A 19,895-nucleotide genomic window follows, 5' to 3' on the forward strand; every position below is an offset into this window, starting at 1 on the left:
TAATCCCGAGTTCCGCCGCCCCAGATGGTGGCGCGATAGCGCTAGTGGCGCTTCTTGCGGTTCTTCTTCCCCTTCGAGAGGGCACTGGCGCCCTTAGAAGCACCGTTCTGAGCCGGTTTTTTAGCTTCGCTTACGGGATCCTGCGTCTTAGCCTGCTTCTTCTGAGCAGCAGCCGCTTCCGCCGCATGCGCACGCTCGACAGCTCCCAGGACGTCGAAACCCTCAAAAGGATTCGGAGCACCGTTAGCGTCTACCGCCGTCAGAGCCTTCTTGTTCGCGGATGCAGACTTTGAGGCGCTACCTGCTACGGGCGCAGGCTTTTTCGTCTCAGGCTTCTTCGAAGCCGGTTTTGCCGATGCCTGGGCAATCTCCGAAGGTGACGGGGCGGGTTTTACCGGTGTTTTCTCGGTATCTGCCTGAGCCTTCTGCTTGGGTTGAGATTCCACAGGCTTATTCTTAGTTTCGTTCACCGCAGGAGCAACCGGAGTCGAATCGACACCGCTCAGATTAGCCGTTTCCGGGCGGGCAACTGCTGGAACGGGCTGCGGTATGGCTGCAGCCGCAACCGAAACATTCTTTGCCGGAGCCTGAGAATCTGAATCCTTGCGATTGGGGCGTTTAACCGCCACGGGCTCAGCGGCCGGGGTCGGCACCGAATCGGGCGAAGGCTCGTCCAGAGTAATCGCGCTCTGCAACTCAGAACGTATCTCTTCCGGAGTTTCCTCCAACTCGACATTCGCCGCCGCCCTCTGAACGGGCGCATCCGAAGGTTCTGCCTTCACAGAGTCAGAAGAATCCGTCTGAGGGGTCTCTGCGGCGGGTTTCTCGTGCTTCGCCGAATCTACGCTCTGTGCGGGAGCGGATGCGGGCTTTTCCGCAGGCTTAGCAGGCTTCAAATCTGTCTTATCCGAAGGTGCTGCCTCCGGAGCGGGCTCGGCGCTCTTAGAAGTTGCATCACTCGATGGGTTCGAGGGTTTCGACGCCTCAGCAGGCTTGGGAGCCTCTGCCGCCTTCGCGGGTGACGGTTCCGTCGCTGGTTTCTTCGGTTCTGTGGAGACTTCCCGCTCTTGCTCAGCCGCCGAAGACTTGGAGGCCTCGGCGGAGGCAGCGGCAGGGGCATCCTCACGTGATGAAGCAGAAGCGGACTTAGGCTCTACCTTGGGAGGTTCTGTCGCAAATTTCGCGTTGTCTGCGGCTTTCTGCTCGGCTGCCTCCTGCGCCTCAACCAGCTTGACCGCCTGGGTATGCGGCAAATCAAGACCGAAGTAATGGCGAACGCGGCGAATCAGGCTGATGCGCTCGCTCGCGGGCTTCTCCGGTTTCTCTGGCTTTTCAGACTTGCTCGGCGAGAATTGCGCGGGGCGCACGGGCGGCACGTTTCGGCGCAGGGGTGCACGAATAACATCGTCCTCCCCCTCAGCTTCGGTCTGGGGTGAGGTTCCGTTCTCGGCCTGCTGTCCCATGGTGCGCCACGGAATAAGGCCGGTCGCCACAAGTTCTTCGGCGGAGATTTTACCCACCGGAGCCTTCTCGACATAGACTTCCCGAACGTGTTCTTGTTCGTCGGATGTCTCTTCAGCGTCTTTATCCTCGGTGCTTTCGGTCGAGTCTTCGTGAGAGGCAGAGTCGTCCTGCGCTTTGCCCTGTGTCTCTTCCGAAGACTTGGATTTTTCGGATCCATCAGCAGACTTGTCCGTAGCTTTTTCTGCCGTTATCTTTTCAGCAGATTCTTTGTCCTGTGCCTCGTCAGATACAGACTTGCCGGGTTTTTCAACCGGCAGGACGTCATCCTCAAATTCGGGCTGCACACTCTCAAGCTGGGGTTCGTGCGCTGCGGTTTCCTCAAGGGGATCGATCGGAGACTCGTGGGTGCTCTCGACGGTTTCCTGCTGCTCGGGAATGTCAGCCGTGGGGGTATCACCCGTGTTCTCGGCGGATGTGGTTTCCCCAGCTTCATCTTCCTCGAAGCCCACGGCCACCGGGGTCGGCACGCGCATACGCCCTTGACGACGGCGTGAAACGGTGGTTCCTTCACGAATAATTTTTGGAAGCTGCGCGGCCGGAGATTTCTCCTGCTCAGCCTTATATTCTGATTCGGGAATATTCTCGTCGGTATCCTGCTCTGATTCCGCTTCCTCATGTTCTTCCACGTCAGCGTCGGATTCGGGCTCTTCGGAAGAATCAGTGCTTTCCTCGGAGTATTCCTCCTCCTGGAATTCCTCGTCGTCCTCAGAGGGGTCACCAGGCATACCGTTCGGGGTATTTGCCGCCTGATCCAGCTCTATGCCAGCTTCGGAGTATAGCTCTTGCAGCTGGTGGGCAATTAGCTCGCGCGCGGTGCGGGCGTCGCCGTCCTTGACAGCATCTACAATGGCACGGTTTTCCACCCGGATGCGCGTCATCGTGCTGCTCCACAGCGGCAAACGTCCCATAAGCGACAGCAGGGAATCGAAGGAAGACTGGCGGATCGCAACCAGCAAGCCCACGACCAGTTCGTTACCCGCCAAACGCACCAGCCGGTGGTGGAAGGTCAAAAGCTGGTCAAGAAACTCGCCAATACTCAGAGTATCGTCTTGGAGCGTCTCAAGCGCCTCATCAACCTCATCAAATGAGACCTTGTCGGGGTCAATATTAGATACCGCCCAGCTCTCAAGCAGGATGCGGGTCTGCAGCATATCGCGGGTTGGGTAACGCGATGTAGACATGTGCAGACGAATGGGCCCCGCAGCCGCAGCCGCCGGTTCCTCATAGAGATAAGGAATGATCTCTTTACCTCGCCCAGAGTACAGGCGCATCAATTCCATATCTTCAAGGGTTTTGAGTGCATCTCGGGTTCGGGAACGCCCCACACCGATGGCGTGAGCAATCCGCTGATCGTCAGGAAGGCTTTGACCGAGCTGAATATTGCCTTCAAAAAGCTCGGTCTCAAGCCAGCGCAGAATCTTGCGATGAATAGCCAATGAGAACTCCGTTTATACGAGTTAGAAGTGGGATGCTATGAGAACCATCGTGCACGCGTGCGGTCTATACCGCACAACGCCACAAGAAGTATGCTGTGAAATATCCATGTTACCGGCGCCTTCCGAAAACGCGTGAAAGCAGCCCGCGCGGGGGTTCTTTCGGGGTATCTGCAGTGCCGAATGCTGAGGTGTATTCCGTCTGTGTCTGGTACGGAAGTTCCTCGTTCTTACCAGATTTTTCGGATGCTGCACTCTTCGTCTTGTCAGAGGCATCGGCTGCCTCTTCGTCCTCTTGAGGACGGGCACCCTGCACGGAACTCATTTCCGGGGTGACGATGGGCAGCACCGCCGTGAAAGTCACGGAATCTGATTTGACCGGCGCATTCTCGGCGAGTTTAGCTTCCACGGCCTTAGCTTCTTCGGATTGTGCCTGCGTCATATTCTGTGCGGTGGCAGGGGCGGCTTCCGCTGGGGTTTCAGCACCCGATTTTTGCGGTTCCTGAGCGGTTGACGATGACTCTTCCACCTGAGCCGCCGGCTTTTTCTCGGGCTCCTGAGTTTTTGCTGCAGCACCTGTGGAGGCGGTGCCCTCGGCAGACCTAACCGTTGCGGGTTTTGCCGGTTCCTTGGTCTCAGACGCGCCAGCGCTCCCCTGACCCTTCTCAGCCTGCTTTTTCTGCGCGGTACCCTGTACCGCACGTTCCCCATTTTCCGTGCTCTTTTCGGCAGTGTCGATGCCGTAGCTCACGGTAGAAGATGTGCCGGGCTGGGTGGCGGTTTGTGCGTTGGTCGCGGTGGTTTCGGCGGGCTTATCCTCGGGTTTCTTCTCGGATGCAGCCGCCTGTATCGGGGATTCGGCGGGTTTCGCAGCCTGGGCTGGGGTTTCTTGAGAACCAGTGTGCGCTTCGGTTTTCGTACCGGGTTTTCCGGTATGCGCCTGCGCCGCCCGTTCCGAACCCGGCTTCGGGGCAGAAACCTCTTCACGGACCGATTGTGCCTGAGCCGATTCTGTTTTCGCGGCGGTCTGAGCCTGCGGCGAAGGTGATTCGGGTTTCTGAGGCTTTGCCTGATAGCTCTTGTGAACATCATTCACAGACTTTTGCGCTTCGGCCTTCGCTGCGTGAGAGGTCTGCTTAGACTCAGCGGAGCTCAGCTTCACAGGCTTAGCACCCTCGGATTGCTGGGCAGGCTGCTGAGCGCCCGAAACGTGCGTGCGCTCTTGAGGCTGTGCCTTGGCGTGAGGCTGCTTCGTATCGTACGAACGCGCGGGAGCCTTAGCCGACTCGGTGACCTTCACAGACGGTTCAGCGCCTTTCTGATCTGACGCGCCCTTGTCAGTCTTCTCGCTCTTCACTGCCTCCGGCTTTGCCTGTGCGATCTTATCCTGCGACTTTGACCGCGGAACAAAGCCGCGAGCCTCAGGCGAGAACCCCTGCTGACCGTCATCAATTCCGTCGTCATACCCATAGGACTGCTGCGGTTTCTCCTGGTAGGAAGACCCCGAAGGCGTGAAAGGACGCATGGGAATAAATTCGTTTTCCTCAACGGTTCCGGCGGTTTCTGTGCCCTCTTCCGATGCGGCGGGTGCCGCCTGCTGGGCAGGTTTTGATACGATGCGCGCGGCAGATTTGGTCGAGGTCTTCGGCCCTAGACCGGAGGTCACCGACCTCCCGGTAGAACGTGCCTCTTCATCAAAAATGGCGGGTTTTGCAATCGCGGCGGTCGTCGTCTTCTTCTTAGCAGACGATTCGCCCTCAGCGTGCGAGTCATGAGCGTCAGCCTCGTGGGAAGCGCCCTGCTCATCGTGATCTTTCTGCCCGGAAGCCTTCTCGGCATCTCGCTCGCCCGTAGGGCTCGCTCCGGGCTTCACGCCGGCGTTCGCGGAACCGGTAGAACCGGGGAAAGCCTCGAAACGCTTGCGCTGCGAAAGGGTCTTGGATACACGTTCCTGAGGTGTCGGCTCAGGCTGCTCAACGACGGACGAGGGTTCAACGGGCTGGGCTGGAGCATCCGAATCCGAGGTCTTATCTTGATCTTGTACATCTTGAGCATGGGCAGTGGCAGCTTCACCAGCGGTCTCATCGGTAGTTTTACCGGTAGCTTTAGGGTGCTTCTCTGCATCTTGTTGTTTCTGCTCGTCGGTCTCAGACTCACCAGAGTGCGCAGTTTTCTCAGTCTTGGTCTCGGCGCTGGGCTTTTCAGTCTTTTCGGTTTTCGCGGTGTCATCGACTGAGGACTCGACGACATCGACAACCTCAATCACGGAAGCCTTTTTAATCTGCGACTCCCGCTGTTCCTTCGTGCTGTGTGCAATCGCCTGTATATCGGCAACCCAGGCGGTGATCTCGTCAAATACTTCAGGGTTCAGCGAATAGAGGCGGCGCTGCCCTTCGACCAGCACGGTGACTGCCCGTGCCTCACGTAGAATCTTAAGGTGCTTTGAGATAGTGGGTTGGCTCATGTTCAAGTGCTCAACAACGGCACCAACAGTACGTGTTTGTTCAGCCAGAAGATGAACGATATTGCGGCGGGGGGGGTCCGCGATCACTGAAAAAACGTCTGATTGCATATAGCGATTATGACATATTTCGGCGTATGCTCGATACCTGTTTTATGGGTTCTAGCCCGAAACTACGCGGTTTTTCGCTAAGCTTTCCGCGTATATTACCAAATGCTCATAATATTCCGTTCTAGCTATATACCGTTTAGGGCATATACACGCCCACACAGTGCATGCACCACAACAACCGTTCCAACATTATCCCTAGAAATACCTATGATGTTCCGCTCAGCTGCATGCCTGGGCGATACACTAGAGAAAGCTAAACATCCCCACCAAGACCGTACCCCGCCCAAACTCTGCGCACGATCGGAAAGGAGGCACCCGTGGGACGCTATCTACGTCGTCTGCGCGCGCATCAGCGCAAACGGGTGCGCGATTTTTCTGAGGGTCGCATCTCCACCGCTATCGGCAAGGTTCCGTCTACATCGCCGATGATGTATGAGCAGGAAGAGGTTACTCGCCGCTTCAACCCCTTCGACATCCGAAGCTACGAGAAGCTGCGCAACCTTATTGATACGACTGTCTTCTCCTCACCCTCACGAACCGCTATCGCATCCTTCTTTCTGGTGATCGTTTTCTTCACCGTAACGTTGAGCCTGCCGATTTCTTCGGTCACGGGCGAACCTGCGCCATTTCACCATGCGTTCTTCACCGCCACCAGTGCGGTGACCGTGACCGGTTTGACGACCGTTTCAACAGCAGCCCAGTGGTCAGTATTCGGGCAGGTTATGATTCTGCTCGCTTGTCAGATTGGTGGTTTAGGCGCGCTGACCATGACCTCGCTTCTTGCCCTGGCAATCGGGCGAAAAATGGGTTTACGCTCTAAACTTATCGCGCAGGAAGAGCTCAGTATCGGGCGGCTCGGTGAGGTCGGCAGTGTGCTTCGTACCGTCGCTTATACCTCAATCGGGATCGAATCGACGATCGCCCTCGTTCTCACCCCGCGTTTTCTGCTTCTTGGCGAGAACCTGCCCACCAGCCTGTGGCACGGTATTTTCTACGCTATTTCGTCCTTTAATAACGCCGGGTTCACTCCGCATTCCGATGGCTTAGTACCCTATGGGCACGATTTTTTCGTACTCGCACCCGTCAGTATCGCCGTGTTCTTGGGGGCACTCGGGTTCCCCGTGCTGATGACGATTCAGCAGAAACCCTTTCGGCCCCGCGACTGGACTCTAACGACCAAACTCACGGTGACAACCACGAGCATCCTGTTCGCACTGGGTGCCCTGCTCTGGGGCATAGCCGAATGGGCAAATCCGCGTACTATCGGCAATTACGGCGCGGGTGAGAAGATTCTCAGCTCGATTTTCGCTTCCATCATGACGCGCTCGGGCGGGTTCAACCTGGTCGATATGAACGATATTCGCCCGGTTACCGGCCTCATAACCGATGTGCTCATGTTTATCGGCGGCGGCTCAGCATCTACCGCAGGCGGCGTGAAAGTCACCACGATTGCCGTGATTATGCTTGCAATTATTGCGGAGGCACGCGGCGACCAATTTGTGATGACTTTCGGGCGCACTATCCCGGTGTCGGCGCTACGCATCGCCATTTCGGTGACGATGATGAGTACCGGAATTGTACTTGTGGGCACCGGAGTTCTGCTGGCGATAACAGACCAGCCACTCGTGCGCGTGCTCTTTGAAGTCATTTCCGCATACGCAACCTGCGGACTATCAAATGGGCTCTCCACGGAGCTGCCGCCCTCGGGCATCTATGTGCTCTCCCTGCTCATGTTTATTGGACGAATCGGCACCATTACTGCGGCCACCGGTTTGGCGCTGAGGTCTCGCCGCCGCCTGTATAAGTACCCCGAAGAAAGGCCCGTCATTGGCTAGTAACCATAACGCCCCCGTACTGATTATTGGGTTGGGACGGTTCGGTTCGGCAACCGCCGCCCAGCTTCACGCCCAGAATAAAGAGGTTCTCGCCATTGAGAAAGACCCCGAAATTGCGCAGAAATGGACGGGCGTGCTCACCCATGTGGTCTCGGCAGATGCTCGCGATATTGACGCGCTCAGGCAGCTGGGCGCGAGCGATTTCGGGTCTGCGGTTGTGGGTGTGGGTACCTCAATTGAGGCTTCCGTGCTGATTACCGCGAACCTGGTCGATCTGGGGGTTGAGCGGATTTGGGCGAAGGCGATCACCCCCTCACACGGCAAGATTCTAGAGCGTATTGGCGCGCATCATGTGGTCTACCCGGAGGCGGATGCGGGGCGCCGCGCCGCGCACCTGGTGTCGGGGCGCATGCTGGACTATATCGAGTTCGACGACGATTTCGCGATTGCTAAGATGCGCCCGCCAAAGGAAACTCACGGGTTCACCCTGGCGGAGTCGGATATTCGCGCGAAATACGGGGTGTCTGTGGTGGGTATTAAGTCTCCTGGCGAGGAGTTTACCTATGCGGATGCGGCAACGCGCATCCATTCCCGGGATATTCTGATTGTCTCGGGGCAGGTGGATCTGATCGAGCGTTTCGCGGCCCGCCCGTAGGTTCTGTCTTCCCCTTCTTCGTCATAAAAAGAGCCTTTATTCAAATAAAGGCTCTTTTTATGTAGGGAGAGGTAGGCAGGAGGCGGGGGCTAGTCAGCCGTGTACTGTTCGCTCAGCTCAGCGGAGCGGGCGGCGCAGGCGCGCATCGCATCCTCGGTGAGATCGAAAAGTCCCTTGTCAATAAAGGTATTGATAGCGCGCTCCGTGGTTCCGTTCGGGCTGGTAACAGCCTTACGCAGGGCGGCGGCATCCGGGTTACTATCCAGCAGGTACCCTGCTCCCGCAATCGTTGCGGATGCGAGCCTCTGTGCGGTCTCTTCATCCAGACCGAGCTTCACACCGGCACTCGCCATAGTCTCCGCCAGCAGGAACCCGTAGGCGGGGCCGGACCCCGAAACAGCTGTGACCGCATCCATCTGGTCTTCTCGCACCTGCACTACCATACCTACGGTCTCTAGGATCTTCTCGGCGAGCGCAATCTGCTTCTCGGTCACTGCCTCACTCACCGAGATTGCCAGCACGCCTTTGCCCACGCTTGCGGGCGTATTGGGCATGCAGCGGATCACCGGCTGCCCCGCAGGAAGAGCCTTCTGCAGCGTATCGAGGGTGACTCCTGCCGCCACCGAAATGACGAGTGCATCCGACGTGAGGTCGGGCGAAATTTCGCGTGCCAGCTCGACGATTCCATAGGGTTTAACCCCCAACAGCACTACGGATGCGCCGCTGACCGCCTCACGGTTGGCTTCGGGCTTGAGTTCGCACCCGATCACGACGGCGTCTCGCCCGTTAGGCCCCAACTGATGGCGCAGGCGGTCTATGGAGTTTTTGCTGCGCACGGTGGCGCGGATAGCTTCTGCGGGGTACCCGCCCGCGATGAGCCCGGCAGCGATGGAACCGTTCATGGAGCCGGTGCCAAGGAATGCTATATGTTCGGTCATCTTCGATCCTTACTGTTTGCTTCGTTCGTGTCACGGGGCGCATGCCGCCCGCATCACAGGGTTTGTTATCTAGCATACAATCCAATACCGGTTCCGGCTGTTCCCCGCATGTACTCCGGTACAAAAAAGGGCTGAGGTTCGCAGCTAGAATGTAAAACGATGAAAACACGTCTGATTCGCTGTGCCCACCTTCTGCTGTGCACCGTGCTGATTGGCACGGCCACTGGTGGCGGGGCGATTATTCTGCACTACCTCCTGGATATCATGCAGGAGCTCACGTTCGGGCATACGGAGGCGGAGCATCCGATCGTGACGGATCACAGCGATACTGTTCGACGTGTGCTGGTGTTGATCGCGGTGGGCGTGGCGGTCTCCATCATCTGGTTTTTACTTCAGCGGCGCACTAAGCTGGTGTCCGTTAAGGCGCAGATTCGCGGCGAAACTCCGCAGGAGCGCCGCCCGGGATTTCTACGGCAAACCCTGCACAGCCTCACTCAGATTGTGGCCGTGGGTGCGGGTGCACCGGTGGGTAAAGAGGTTGCCCCGCGCGAGCTGGGCGCACTGTTTGCTGGGCGTCTGGCGGATCTGATGCGCATCCCGCAGACCGTGCGCCCGGTGTTGGTAGCCTCAGCTGCGGCGGCGGGTTTAGCGGCTGTGTACCAGGTTCCGGTGGGCGGTTTTGTTTTCCTGTTTGAGGCTCTCGGTTTAGCGCTGTCGCTGCGCAATATTTTCACGGGTGCGGTCCTGGTTCTTGTGGCAACCTGCACCGCGCATCTGGTGATTTCGGATGCGCCCACCTACCCCGTCCCGCAGCTGCAGACCACCGGTGAATCGCTGCTGCTCGCGGTTGTTCTTGGTCTGGCTATCCCTCCCCTGGCGCTGTGGTTCCGGGCGGCGTCTCAGCGCGCAGAGAGCCGCAAAACTACGAATCGGAACGTGCTCTGGCGACTTCCTCTGGTACTTGCGTTGGTGGCGGTGACCTCGATTTTCCTGCCGGAGATTCTGGGGAACGGCCGCCCGCTGACCCAGCATATTTTCGATGCCGCATCCGGTTTATCTTCGAGCTCCAGCAGGCTTGACGCAACAGCCTTAAGCCAGGCTCTTCTCTATGCTCTCGCGCTGCTGGCAGCCAAAGCGATCCTGGTGGTGGCGAGCCTGCGCAACGGTGCCTACGGAGGCACGCTCACACCGGGGTTAGCCTTGGGTTCCGCCTGCGGTTTCGTGCTTACAGGCACTCTAATCCTCGTGTTCCCGACGCTGACTCAGCTTCAACCGGGCGCGGGAGCGCTTCATGCATCAGAACTTCTCGGGACCGCCGGGCTGCTGGGCGCGGTCACTTTCCTGAGCCTGTCGATGAACGCCCCGCTGAGCGCCTGCGCCCTGATTCTCGGGTTCGCCGGGCAAGACTGGCGGGCGTATGCACCTTTCGCGGTAGCGGTCGGCACGGCATGGGGTGTCAAATACCTGTGGATGCGCCTGGGCAACAAAACACAGCGCACCCCGCAGACCGTAACGCCTGGCCAGCGTTAAGATCGGCTGGCTGAGCGCCTGTAAGGGAATTTCGCGTGCTTTACGCGTGTCGCACAGGTGGCATGCACGGGTTTCTTGCGTGGATGCGACTATAATAATTTACTTTACAGTGCATCTATTTTAGGTGTGTTCAGATTCTTCTACCCGCCGTCGGTTTCATAACTACAGTACTGCGGGCGAAGATTCACCGGGTTTTCCGGGCTATACACACACCCGAAAAAGGGTGCCTGCCGCGCATCCGACTGCAGGCTCAAGCTCGACTATACATATGGTGTTGTGCAAGGTAACTTCGTGTTGTACGCTGACTTGGAGATATCTCTCGCTATCCTTAAAGAGCCCAATATTTCCGGGGTGTTTAGGCAACTCGTGCCCGTTTTGGGTACTATTGCAGAGGTTATCCCGCGAAATTCCAGTTCGCAGCCTAGCCATACCGCTGACCGCGCCTTAGCTGAGCTCTTACCGGTGCCTAGCACCCGCTGGATTTTCTAGGCGGAAAACCACCCCGCCCGCACCGGCTCAACACCTGCCCACAGACTTTAACACCAGCCACAGCATCCGAGGGAGACACGATGAGCGATAAGAATCCTCATACCTCTGAGCGCATACAGGATTCGCACCACCAGGGAGGTGCTCCTTTCAGCAATCCTCGACGCTCTCAGACTTCGACGACTGTGCAGCACGCGCAGGAAGAATCACCTGCCCAAAACTCGCTGCCCCCTCAGGATGCCGGGCCGGATGCGCACACCCAGACCTCGCAGGCAGCGCAGGATCCGCAAGACGCGAAGACTCAAGAGTCCGCTCAGAAATCTGCCGAGGATTCCCCGGCCGAGAGCGCTCACGCTGCCCAGTCCACACCGTGGGGTTCGCAGACTTCAAATCCCCAGCCTGCCGAGGCCGTGAGCGCTCAACCCGCCGCCGTTGAGATCGATACGAACACCCCTGCGGAGGCGCTTCCCCAGAGTATTTCGCGCCCGGACGCTGACGAGGCTGTTCACCACGAAAATACGCAGACCCGTCAGCTGCCGGTACAGAGCCGACCTGAGCAGGGCCCGCTAAGCTCATATCTTTCGGAGAAACCACAGGATTCTGAGGCTCCTGAACCCGCCGTCGCACACGCGGAGGCACCGGAGGCTGAACCTGCCGATAACATTCCGCAGTCCATCTCGCGCCCGGATGCTGACGAGGCTGGCGACGCGGAAGACGTGAGGACCCGCCAGCTTCCCGCCCAGACCCAGGAACAGGGCGCATTCCCGTCCATCGCCGATACGATGTCTGCCGCTCGGGCAGAGCGCGGGTCTAATACACCTGCCGACTCCACCGCATCCGAGGCACAGGCTTCCACAGAGAAAACCGGGGCTAAGAAGGTGTATGAAGACACCATGCCCGCATCCGCAATTCCGATCATTACGGCGAACACCCCAGCGGTATCGGTCGGGGCACCGGCAAGCGGTCAGATAGCCGCAACTACAGGGGCGGTGCCTGCGGGTGCCGAGAAAACCCCCGAGCAGAAACGTTCGCGCGAGCTCAAGACCATTGTTACGGTAACCGCGATTCGTACCGTTCTGCTTGCCGCATGCCTGGTGATGTATGGCTTCGGCTTTGGTGGCGGCGGAACCTTCAACATGATGCTCGGCTACGGCGGCGCAGTGTATATGTTCGTGCAGATTGCGGCGTGCATTTTCGCGGTGCGCTCGAAGTCTACGAAGGGCATGCGCATCCTGAATGGAATTAGCGCCGGATTGGGTATTATTCTGCTGATCGTCACGGCGATCGTCTATGCTGGCTGGTCGGGTGAAGATTCTTCAGCCGGAGCCTATATCTTCATCATGGCAGATATTATTCTGAGCGTGATTATTGCTTCGGCTCGCTCGATTATCGAGCAGCCGAAGGACGACGTTGAACCCGAGAGGTTAGCACGCGAATAGGCGATCGCTCCCCCTAATCTAAGGTCGGATGCGCCGGGTACGATCCTGGCGCGTCCGACCTTTATGTGCGCTCTTGTGAAAATGCCAGGCTCTACGGCGGAAAACTATCGGCTGGCACGGTTTGGGACTAAATGCCTGTGTACCCCGTCAAAGGACTGCAGACACTTCTAGTCCTAGAAAAACCTGCCTAATCGGCCGATTTGTTACAGACTGTGACGTCATGCCTTATTTACTAGACACTTGTGCTTCTTCCCCGGTATAACGCCTTCAGACCCTCGGTTGAACATGTGTATATCTGAGCTGTATTTAGCTTACGAACATTAAGTTTTGATAAATCATCCCTGAGTATGAGGGTTTTTAATGCCGCAAAGGCATAGTATAGAAATTCAACCTATACACCAGACATGCTTGCGAACCATATTTTGGGGGAATCATGAGCACACGAGCAGCATCTGCGGGAGCGTACACCGCCTTAGGCGGCGTTGAGCGTGCGCACGGCATCCCGCAGCGTGGCTCGGGTGAGGTTACCTTCAGGCATACGTTGGCATCCGTGGGGTACACGGTACGCGTTCTGTTTATGGTACTCCCGTATGTGATGACGTTCTTCGCGCTTCTGGTGAGTGGCGATTTGACTAGCGACTGGAGCCACATACTGTTCCACCCGATGGGGCAGTTCATTCTGGTATACGCGCTGGGGCATATTGTTGCGAACGTGTGCTTCAATTTTCGGATGGGCACCGGGCTGGTGCGGTCCGTCAATGCTTTAGGCGCGGTACTGTGTGTGGCGGTTTCTCCGCTGTGGTTCCGACTGCTCACGAGCGGTAACCTGGCGCTGGATGCGCTGTGGACGCTCACAATCGTGCTCCTTGAGTTTGTGGCGTGCTTGACGTTTTACATGCACGCGGTACGGAGGGATGGGTAGACCCCTCCAGACCCTCGCACAGTGTCAGTGAGAGCACCTCCCTAGTGAGCACCCGACGTTCGTTCTTCCGTCGGGTGCTCACTCTCTGTCCAAAACTTTTCGCAGCGATACCAAAGCGATAGCGAAAAATTGCATGGGGAACACGGTCTTCGCTTCTGGATTTTAGACACGCCGCACGGCGCATGCGAACGGGTACAAGTACCACCTGTTAAGTGCAGTGTTACCAAAATAACGCCTTGTCACGGAATATTGGAACACTGTTTATGTGGCGTGGGGTGTCTCAGATTCAACTTAAAGGTGTAAAATTCCTGCTGAAGACTAGCTCTACGACAAGTACGGCACTAGACACCCACTCGCCACAAGGAGCCCCGTCATGGACGACCACCGCCTCAACGCAGAGTCACGCATACAAAGCATTACAGAACCGCCACTTTTAGAACCTTCTAAGCCGCGGACTGCCAGACCTATCGCCTGGTCAATTCTTATATGTGCGATTCTCTGCGTAATAGCCGCAATTATTATTCCATTCCTCACCAAACAAACCACTCTCTCACTTGTGCTGTATGCGATCGGCGGTGTGCTCACAGTTCTCGCACTCATCGTATTCACCCGCCGGAACCGGCCAAGCGTGGCGACGGTCGCCCACAAGAGCGTTGATATTTTTGGCGTTACACGTGCAGAACGTGAGTCTATCTACCAGCAAGCTACCGCTCAGCTTGAGGATCAGAATGCGAAAACGCGGCAGAAAAGTCTCTATACCTTTCTTGCGCTTGTCGATAAATGCCTTGAGGACGAAACTTTAAGCTACGAAGACCGCAATAAGGAGGGGCAGCGCATCGTCAATAAGATCAGCAGGTACATTCAGTCTCCGCCGATTTTTGACCCGCACGCCCTGGAGCTTACGCACGGCGCATTTCACGCGAAGAGCGCCCTTCTGCGCGAAGAAGCTGAGCTGCGTTTCGGCCTGATGCAGCAGATCCGCGACCGTCTGCGCGCTCCCTCGGATGCGGGCGGATACCAGGACGGCCCGTGGACGAACTTCGAATACGATTTTTCGGGAAGCACCTTCTTCTACCCCATCGAGTTCAGCCGAGTCTTCTTCAATAAGACCGCTGATTTCAGCGGGTGCACCTACAGGTACGAAGCCGATTTTAGCGGCACGATCTACCGTAACTGGGCGGATTTCCGCGGTTCTACCTATCTGGCGCACGCAAACTTTAGTGGGTCTTCGTACCACGGCGCGGCATCGTTGAACGATTCCGTATACCGCAGCACCGCAGACTTTAGCGGCAACCTGTACCTGGATCAGGCGAACTTTAGCGGGTCTACGTACCATGAGGCGGTAACTTTCGTGAATTCCACGTACCGCAACTGGGCGGTGTTCCGTAACTCAACGTACCTTGGCGCGGTGGATTTCAGCGGCTCTGTTTATCATAATCAGGCGAACTTCCATAACTCCGTCTACACCGGTACCGTGACCTTCAACAGCTCCGTTTATCATAATCAGGCGAACTTCCATAACTGCGTGTACACGCGGGTGTCAAGTTTTGGCGACTGCACCTATCATCGGGCGGATTTCAGCGGATCTGTCTACACGGACGACGTGCATTTCAATAACTGCCGTTACGGTGGCGATGTGTATTTCCGCCGGTCTGTTTATAACGGTTGGGCTGATTTTCAGGGTTCGGTGTACAGCAAGTGGGCGAATTACACGAGCTCGCTGTGCTACGGTCTGGCGGGGTTCCAGAACTCGACGTATGCCGACAAGGCGCTCTTTAGGGGTTCCGTATATGGTAATGCGGTAACCTTCCAGGGTTCTGTCTTTACCGGCGCGGCGCCCGCTTTCATGAATGTTGAGGCGTGGGCGCAGTACATTTCGTTCTTCGCACCGACAGAGAATGTCTTCTCTCTGGGGCAGGGCTACGCTATTGATACCGGTGCCTCCGGGCTGCCGAGCGAGTGCCCGCCGCTGGCTGTGGAGCATAGGCAGTATTTGGCGAATAAGAACGGCGAGCTGCAGGAGATCACCCAGCATATTCATGGCGACGATGCGCGCAGCACCGATAGGCTAGAGCTGACCAAGGAACTTTCGGGCAGGCTGAAGTCTACCGTTGAGGAACTGCACGCCTGGCGCGAGAAAATCACGACGATCCCGCTGCAGGAGCAAGACCGCCAGCAGGTAGGGGTTTAGGGATTCCTCTCCCCTGTCTCTTGCGCGTCCTGCATAAAAAGGCTCTTTATTCGAATAAAGCGTACTTTTCGCCTCTTGATTCGAATAAAGAGCCTTTTTTAGCGGCTGAAATCTGTAGGCGGCGAACAAGGATGCGGTAGGGTGAAGGGGCACGCCTCCAACCACCATACAAGGAGCCACCCGCCATGACCACCGGAGACGAGAAAACCCTGAATACTTCACGGCAGGAGCGTTACCTAAAAGCCGTCGAATTGCTCGACTCCGCACACTCGTACACACGGCTGGGTGGGGTGCACGCACTCGTGGCGCTGGCGGATGAATCCTTATCGGCAGAAGAAAAGCACACGGAGGGCCAGCGCATCGTAGATGTTCTCTGCGCCTACATCCGCGCTCCTTTTGAACTCACTTCACACTACTACGAGTTGAACAGAGAGGAACTAACCGGATTTTATGCTGACTCGCCTAAGAAATTCAGCGCCGACCGTGCGGCTTTCCGGGAGGAGGCGCATATTCGGCAGACACTTATCGAGACGATCAGCAACCGTATGCGGTGGTCCTTGGCTGATGGTGTAGCGGAGTTACCTCATGGATACCCGAAGCGCGAGTGCGTTGTTCCGGGGAACTGGTCTGAGTTTATGTATGATTTTTCGGGTAGTGTATTCTTCTACCCGGTTGATTTTGTACGGGCTTTCTGGGGTGAGACCGCAAATTTTGTGGGGTGTACGCATTTTTCACGGGTGCAGTTTAGCGGCTCATTCTTCGCGCAGGGTGCCCTGTTGTGTCGCTCTAATTATCATGAGGACACGGCTTTTAACGGTTCGTATTACGCTGGGGATGCCGATTTTTCGGGTTCGCTCTATCACGGTGCTAACGATTTTATGGGATGCGCCTACGGTGAAGCGGCGAGCTTCAGGGGTTCCGTCTTCGATGGCTGGGTGGGTTTTACCGGTTCTTCGTATAGTGGTTCTGCTGATTTTAGTGCCTCGATGTACCGTGCAGGCTGTGATTTCAGTTCTTCGCATTATAGGCAACAGGCTATTTTTGAGAACTCTTTCTATGGCGGGGCGGCAATATTCCACCAATCTGTTTATCGAGGAAATGCGGATTTCAGTTTTTCCGTGTATGCAGACCAGAGCGATTTTAGCGGGTCTTCATACGACGGTGCGGTTCGTTATCTGGGGTCTGTGTATACGCAGACAGTCGATGCGGGGGCATGTAATTACGCCCAAGAACCGCTCTTCGTTTCGGGCACGAACGAGGATGATGCGGCTTCTATATTTGGCTCTGATCAGAACACTTTTGCCGGTGTGGAAACTGAAGATTTGGGACTTCCGACCGGTTGCTGGTTTATGAGTTCTGCCGAAGTGGAGTATCTTGCCGAACATGAGCAGGAACTTTCGCAGATTCTAGAAGAGATGCGCCAGACCGGAGATGCAGGTGAACGCAAGGAATTGCGCGGAAGGCTTCGGATTTTCCTCACGGATGTACTGGTGTGGCGAGATTCGGCAACGCAGGTTGGTGAAGGGTTAGCGGATCGCCCCATGAACGCCCCGGATGCTCCGTCCTCTAGCGATACAGAGGCTGCCTGGGATGCGTGGTTCCGGGATCATATGAGCACTAAGACTCCCTAAGTTTGTTGTTCACAAGATGACAACGAATGTACTAACCAGCAACTAGAAATCCTGTGGCGTACCCGAAAGGTGCGGTAGGGTGAAGGGGGCACGCCCCAACCACCATACAAGGAGCCACCCGCCATGACCGCCAGCAACAAGAGCACATTGAACGCTTCACGGCAGGAGCGTTACCTAAAAGCCGTCGAATTGCTCGACTCCGCACACTCGTACACACGGCTGGGCGCGGTGCACGCACTCGTGGCGCTGGCAGATGAATACCTTGCCGACCAAGCGTTACAGGCGGAAGAAAAGCACCTAGAGGGCCAGCGCATCGTAGATGTTCTTTGTGCCTATATCCGCTCCCCTTTTGAACTGGCGTTTCGGTACGATGAACTCTCGCAGGATAAGCCCAACCCTCACGGCAGCTATCGAGAGAACTACCAAGAGTTTTCCATACACAGAGCAGAGCTTTTGGCAGAAGCAAAGGTTCGTCAGCAGGCTTTGCAGGAAATTCACCGCCGGTTGCGCCATTTTCCTCAGGGCGACAGAAGGAGTCATGTAGAAGGCTCGTGGTCTGGGTTTGAGTACGATTTCTCGAATAGTGTTTTCTTCTACCCGGTTGATATGAAGGATTCTTGGTATCAGAATTCCGTTGATTTCAGCGGGTGCACGTACTACGACAGTGCTGATTTCAGCGGTTCCACCTATGAACGAAGCGCCTACTTTTGCGATTCTACGTACTACGATTGGGTTTTCTTCAATAACTCAACCTATTTTGGTGATGCCCAGTGGAGCGGATCTACGTACCATGATTCGGCGCGTTTCAGCTGGTCTGTTTACTATGGTGAGGTTTCCTTCCACGATTCTGTTTACGGCGGATCGGTCTTCTTCGATCAGTCTCTCTACTACGATGAGGTTTTATTCTATAGCTCTACTTATCGGGGCGAGGCTGGGTTCGACGGTTCGCTTTACCGAGGCTCAGTTTTTGTGAGTGACTCGGTCTTTGACAGAGAGGTTTCCCTGTACGGGTCTGTTTTCTGCGGTGCTCTGAATTTTGGTACCGGCTTTTTCGGGGAACCGTATCCTTCGCGGTTTGTTCAAAGTGCACCCTGTTTTGTTGCTGAGAGGGATGCGCGGGCAACGTTATTTGGCTCATCCAGCAATGATTTTGTGGTTGAAGATAGCGGTTACTCTATAGCTCTCGGATCTGACGGTCTTCCTCTGGGATGCGGTTTTCTATCTACAGGACAGGCAGACTATCTTGCGGCAAAGTTTCGGGAGGTGTACGAGGCGCGAACTTCTCTTCGTGATTCGCAGGTGCCGCAGGAGCGGCGAGAGCTTCTTGAAAAATTGGAGTGGTTCAGTGAAGAGCTACGAGCCTTCCGGAAGGGCGTTACTACCCTGCCGCTTAGCAGCTAAATTTCCCCGCGTGTACGAGTTATCTACGGTAGGGTAGATAAAGGAACACATCGCTCACTCATGAGGAATAGATAATCGATGCCTAAAGAACGCGAAGATGTAGAGGCTAAATCGTCTGGTAGTCCAGAGGTATATCAGCAAACCAAGTTTATGACATGGTTTGAGAAGGCTTTTCCGTGGCTTCTGGTCGGTGGGGCAGCGTTAGGCCTAGTTCTCATGATTTTTCTACCGGTTATTTTTTTCCAAGAGAAAACGGCTGAACAACTTCTTGCACAAAGTAACCTACGTTTAGCGCTCCTGTACACAACCGGCGGTGCGATCGCCGCACTCGGTCTACTTGAAACCTACCGCAAGAATACTAATGACCGCACCAAAGCAAATGCAGATATTAATGCAGCTCTCAAAAATCAAGAACACCAGACGAAAGTTCTCAAAGAACAAATCCGGCAATTCGATGACAATGCTTTCAAAGAACGTAAAGCAGAACGCCGAGAACGGTACACCAAAGCGGTAGAACAGCTGGGCGATGAGAAGGCCCCTATTCGTATGGGCGGTGTATACACACTTGTTGGGCTCGTAGATGAGTGGCTTGAAGAAAAGAGCCTATCCGATGATGAAAGATTTAAAGAGGGGCAGGTTATTATTAATAACCTCTGCGCCTACATACGTTCCCCATTTACTCTTACTTCTCATTATGATGAGTTATCTCAGGACAGCCCTACATCTGAAGGGATATATAAAGATAAAAAAGAAGAATTCTACATAGACAAAGCCATATTAGATTCCGAAGCAGACGTTCGCCTCAGTATTATTAAAGAAATTCACGACCGCATACAGGGTCCAGACAAAAACACGCCGGGGGCATGGTCAGACTTTGAATACGATTTCTCGGGAAGCACCTTCTTCTACCCAATAGACCTTACAAACTCTTACTACGCAAAACCTATTAATTTCAGCGGCTCCACCTACCAGGGCGGGGCTAACTTCAGCGACTCCACCTACAAGGATGTAGCTGACTTCGGCGGCTCCACCTACCAGGGCAGGGCTGACTTCAGCCGCTCCACCTACCAGTGGGCTAGCTTCATCGGCTCCACCTACCAGGGCTGGGCTTACTTCAGCGACTCCACCTACAAGAGCTGGGCTTACTTCACCGACTCCACCTACCAGTGGGCTAGCTTCAACGACTCCACCTACAAGAGCTGGGCTTACTTCAGCGACTCCACCTACGAAAATGAGACTAACTTTAGTGGATCTATTTTCTATCAGGAAACTTATTTTGGCGAAGACGGATACAGTAACAGCTCTTCTTGTTTTACAAACCGCGCCCCTCAATTTTAT

General features: G+C 55.8%; 12 protein-coding genes. 9 read left to right on the forward strand and 3 right to left on the reverse strand.

Annotation, left to right across the window (positions count from 1 at the left end; translation table 11 throughout):
- Positions 1–41: 41 nt before the first annotated feature.
- Complete coding sequence (locus HMPREF2981_RS00920; RefSeq protein ID WP_070659993.1) at positions 42–2,960, reverse strand: FCD domain-containing protein; 2,919 nt, start codon at positions 2,958–2,960, stop codon at positions 42–44.
- A 109-nt stretch (positions 2,961–3,069) separates the two neighbouring features.
- Positions 3,070–5,529 carry a metalloregulator ArsR/SmtB family transcription factor gene (locus HMPREF2981_RS00925; protein WP_070659997.1) on the reverse strand — a complete coding sequence of 820 codons (2,460 nt, stop codon included), beginning with the start codon at positions 5,527–5,529 and terminating at the stop codon, positions 3,070–3,072.
- Between the two features lie 425 nt (positions 5,530–5,954).
- Here HMPREF2981_RS00925 and HMPREF2981_RS00930 point away from each other — a divergent pair, with 425 nt between their 5' ends.
- On the forward strand, positions 5,955–7,364 hold the full coding sequence (locus tag HMPREF2981_RS00930; RefSeq protein WP_004005436.1) for a TrkH family potassium uptake protein: 1,410 nt from the start codon (positions 5,955–5,957) through the stop codon (positions 7,362–7,364).
- Positions 7,357–8,019, forward strand: coding sequence for a potassium channel family protein (locus HMPREF2981_RS00935; RefSeq protein WP_004005437.1), 663 nt, complete (start codon positions 7,357–7,359; stop codon positions 8,017–8,019). Before HMPREF2981_RS00930 ends, HMPREF2981_RS00935 begins: the two co-directional genes overlap by 8 nt.
- Before the next feature lie 89 nt (positions 8,020–8,108).
- On the opposite strand, the gene proC is transcribed toward HMPREF2981_RS00935, so the two are convergent.
- A complete protein-coding gene (gene proC, locus HMPREF2981_RS00940; protein WP_070660001.1) occupies positions 8,109–8,957 on the reverse strand; it encodes a pyrroline-5-carboxylate reductase in 849 nt (282 codons plus the stop codon).
- Positions 8,958–9,116: 159 nt separating this feature from the next.
- Here proC and HMPREF2981_RS00945 point away from each other — a divergent pair, with 159 nt between their 5' ends.
- The 7 genes from HMPREF2981_RS00945 to HMPREF2981_RS00980 form a co-directional block, all read left to right on the forward strand.
- The gene (locus tag HMPREF2981_RS00945; RefSeq protein WP_070660004.1) at positions 9,117–10,487 is read left to right on the forward strand and encodes a chloride channel protein; all 1,371 of its coding nucleotides are present in this window, start codon (positions 9,117–9,119) and stop codon (positions 10,485–10,487) included.
- Positions 10,488–11,056: 569 nt separating this feature from the next.
- Positions 11,057–12,412, forward strand: a complete 1,356-nt coding sequence (locus HMPREF2981_RS00955) for a hypothetical protein (protein ID WP_070660007.1) — start codon at positions 11,057–11,059, stop codon at positions 12,410–12,412.
- Between the two features lie 433 nt (positions 12,413–12,845).
- The gene (locus tag HMPREF2981_RS00960; RefSeq protein WP_070660010.1) at positions 12,846–13,334 is read left to right on the forward strand and encodes a hypothetical protein; all 489 of its coding nucleotides are present in this window, start codon (positions 12,846–12,848) and stop codon (positions 13,332–13,334) included.
- Positions 13,335–13,707: 373 nt separating this feature from the next.
- Positions 13,708–15,525, forward strand: coding sequence for a pentapeptide repeat-containing protein (locus tag HMPREF2981_RS00965; protein WP_070660013.1), 1,818 nt, complete (start codon positions 13,708–13,710; stop codon positions 15,523–15,525).
- Between the two features lie 185 nt (positions 15,526–15,710).
- Entirely contained in the window at positions 15,711–17,156 is a 1,446-nt protein-coding gene (locus HMPREF2981_RS00970) for a hypothetical protein (protein WP_004005444.1), read from the forward strand.
- A 123-nt stretch (positions 17,157–17,279) separates the two neighbouring features.
- Complete coding sequence (locus tag HMPREF2981_RS00975) at positions 17,280–18,557, forward strand: hypothetical protein (RefSeq protein WP_004005445.1); 1,278 nt, start codon at positions 17,280–17,282, stop codon at positions 18,555–18,557.
- Positions 18,558–18,635: 78 nt separating this feature from the next.
- A partial coding sequence (locus tag HMPREF2981_RS00980; RefSeq protein WP_246825185.1) for a hypothetical protein occupies positions 18,636–19,895 on the forward strand: 1,260 nt, incomplete at its 3' end.

The organism is Rothia sp. HMSC069C01 (assembly GCF_001814655.1).
In the GTDB taxonomy this organism is placed as follows: Bacteria; Actinomycetota; Actinomycetes; order Actinomycetales; family Micrococcaceae; genus Rothia; species Rothia dentocariosa.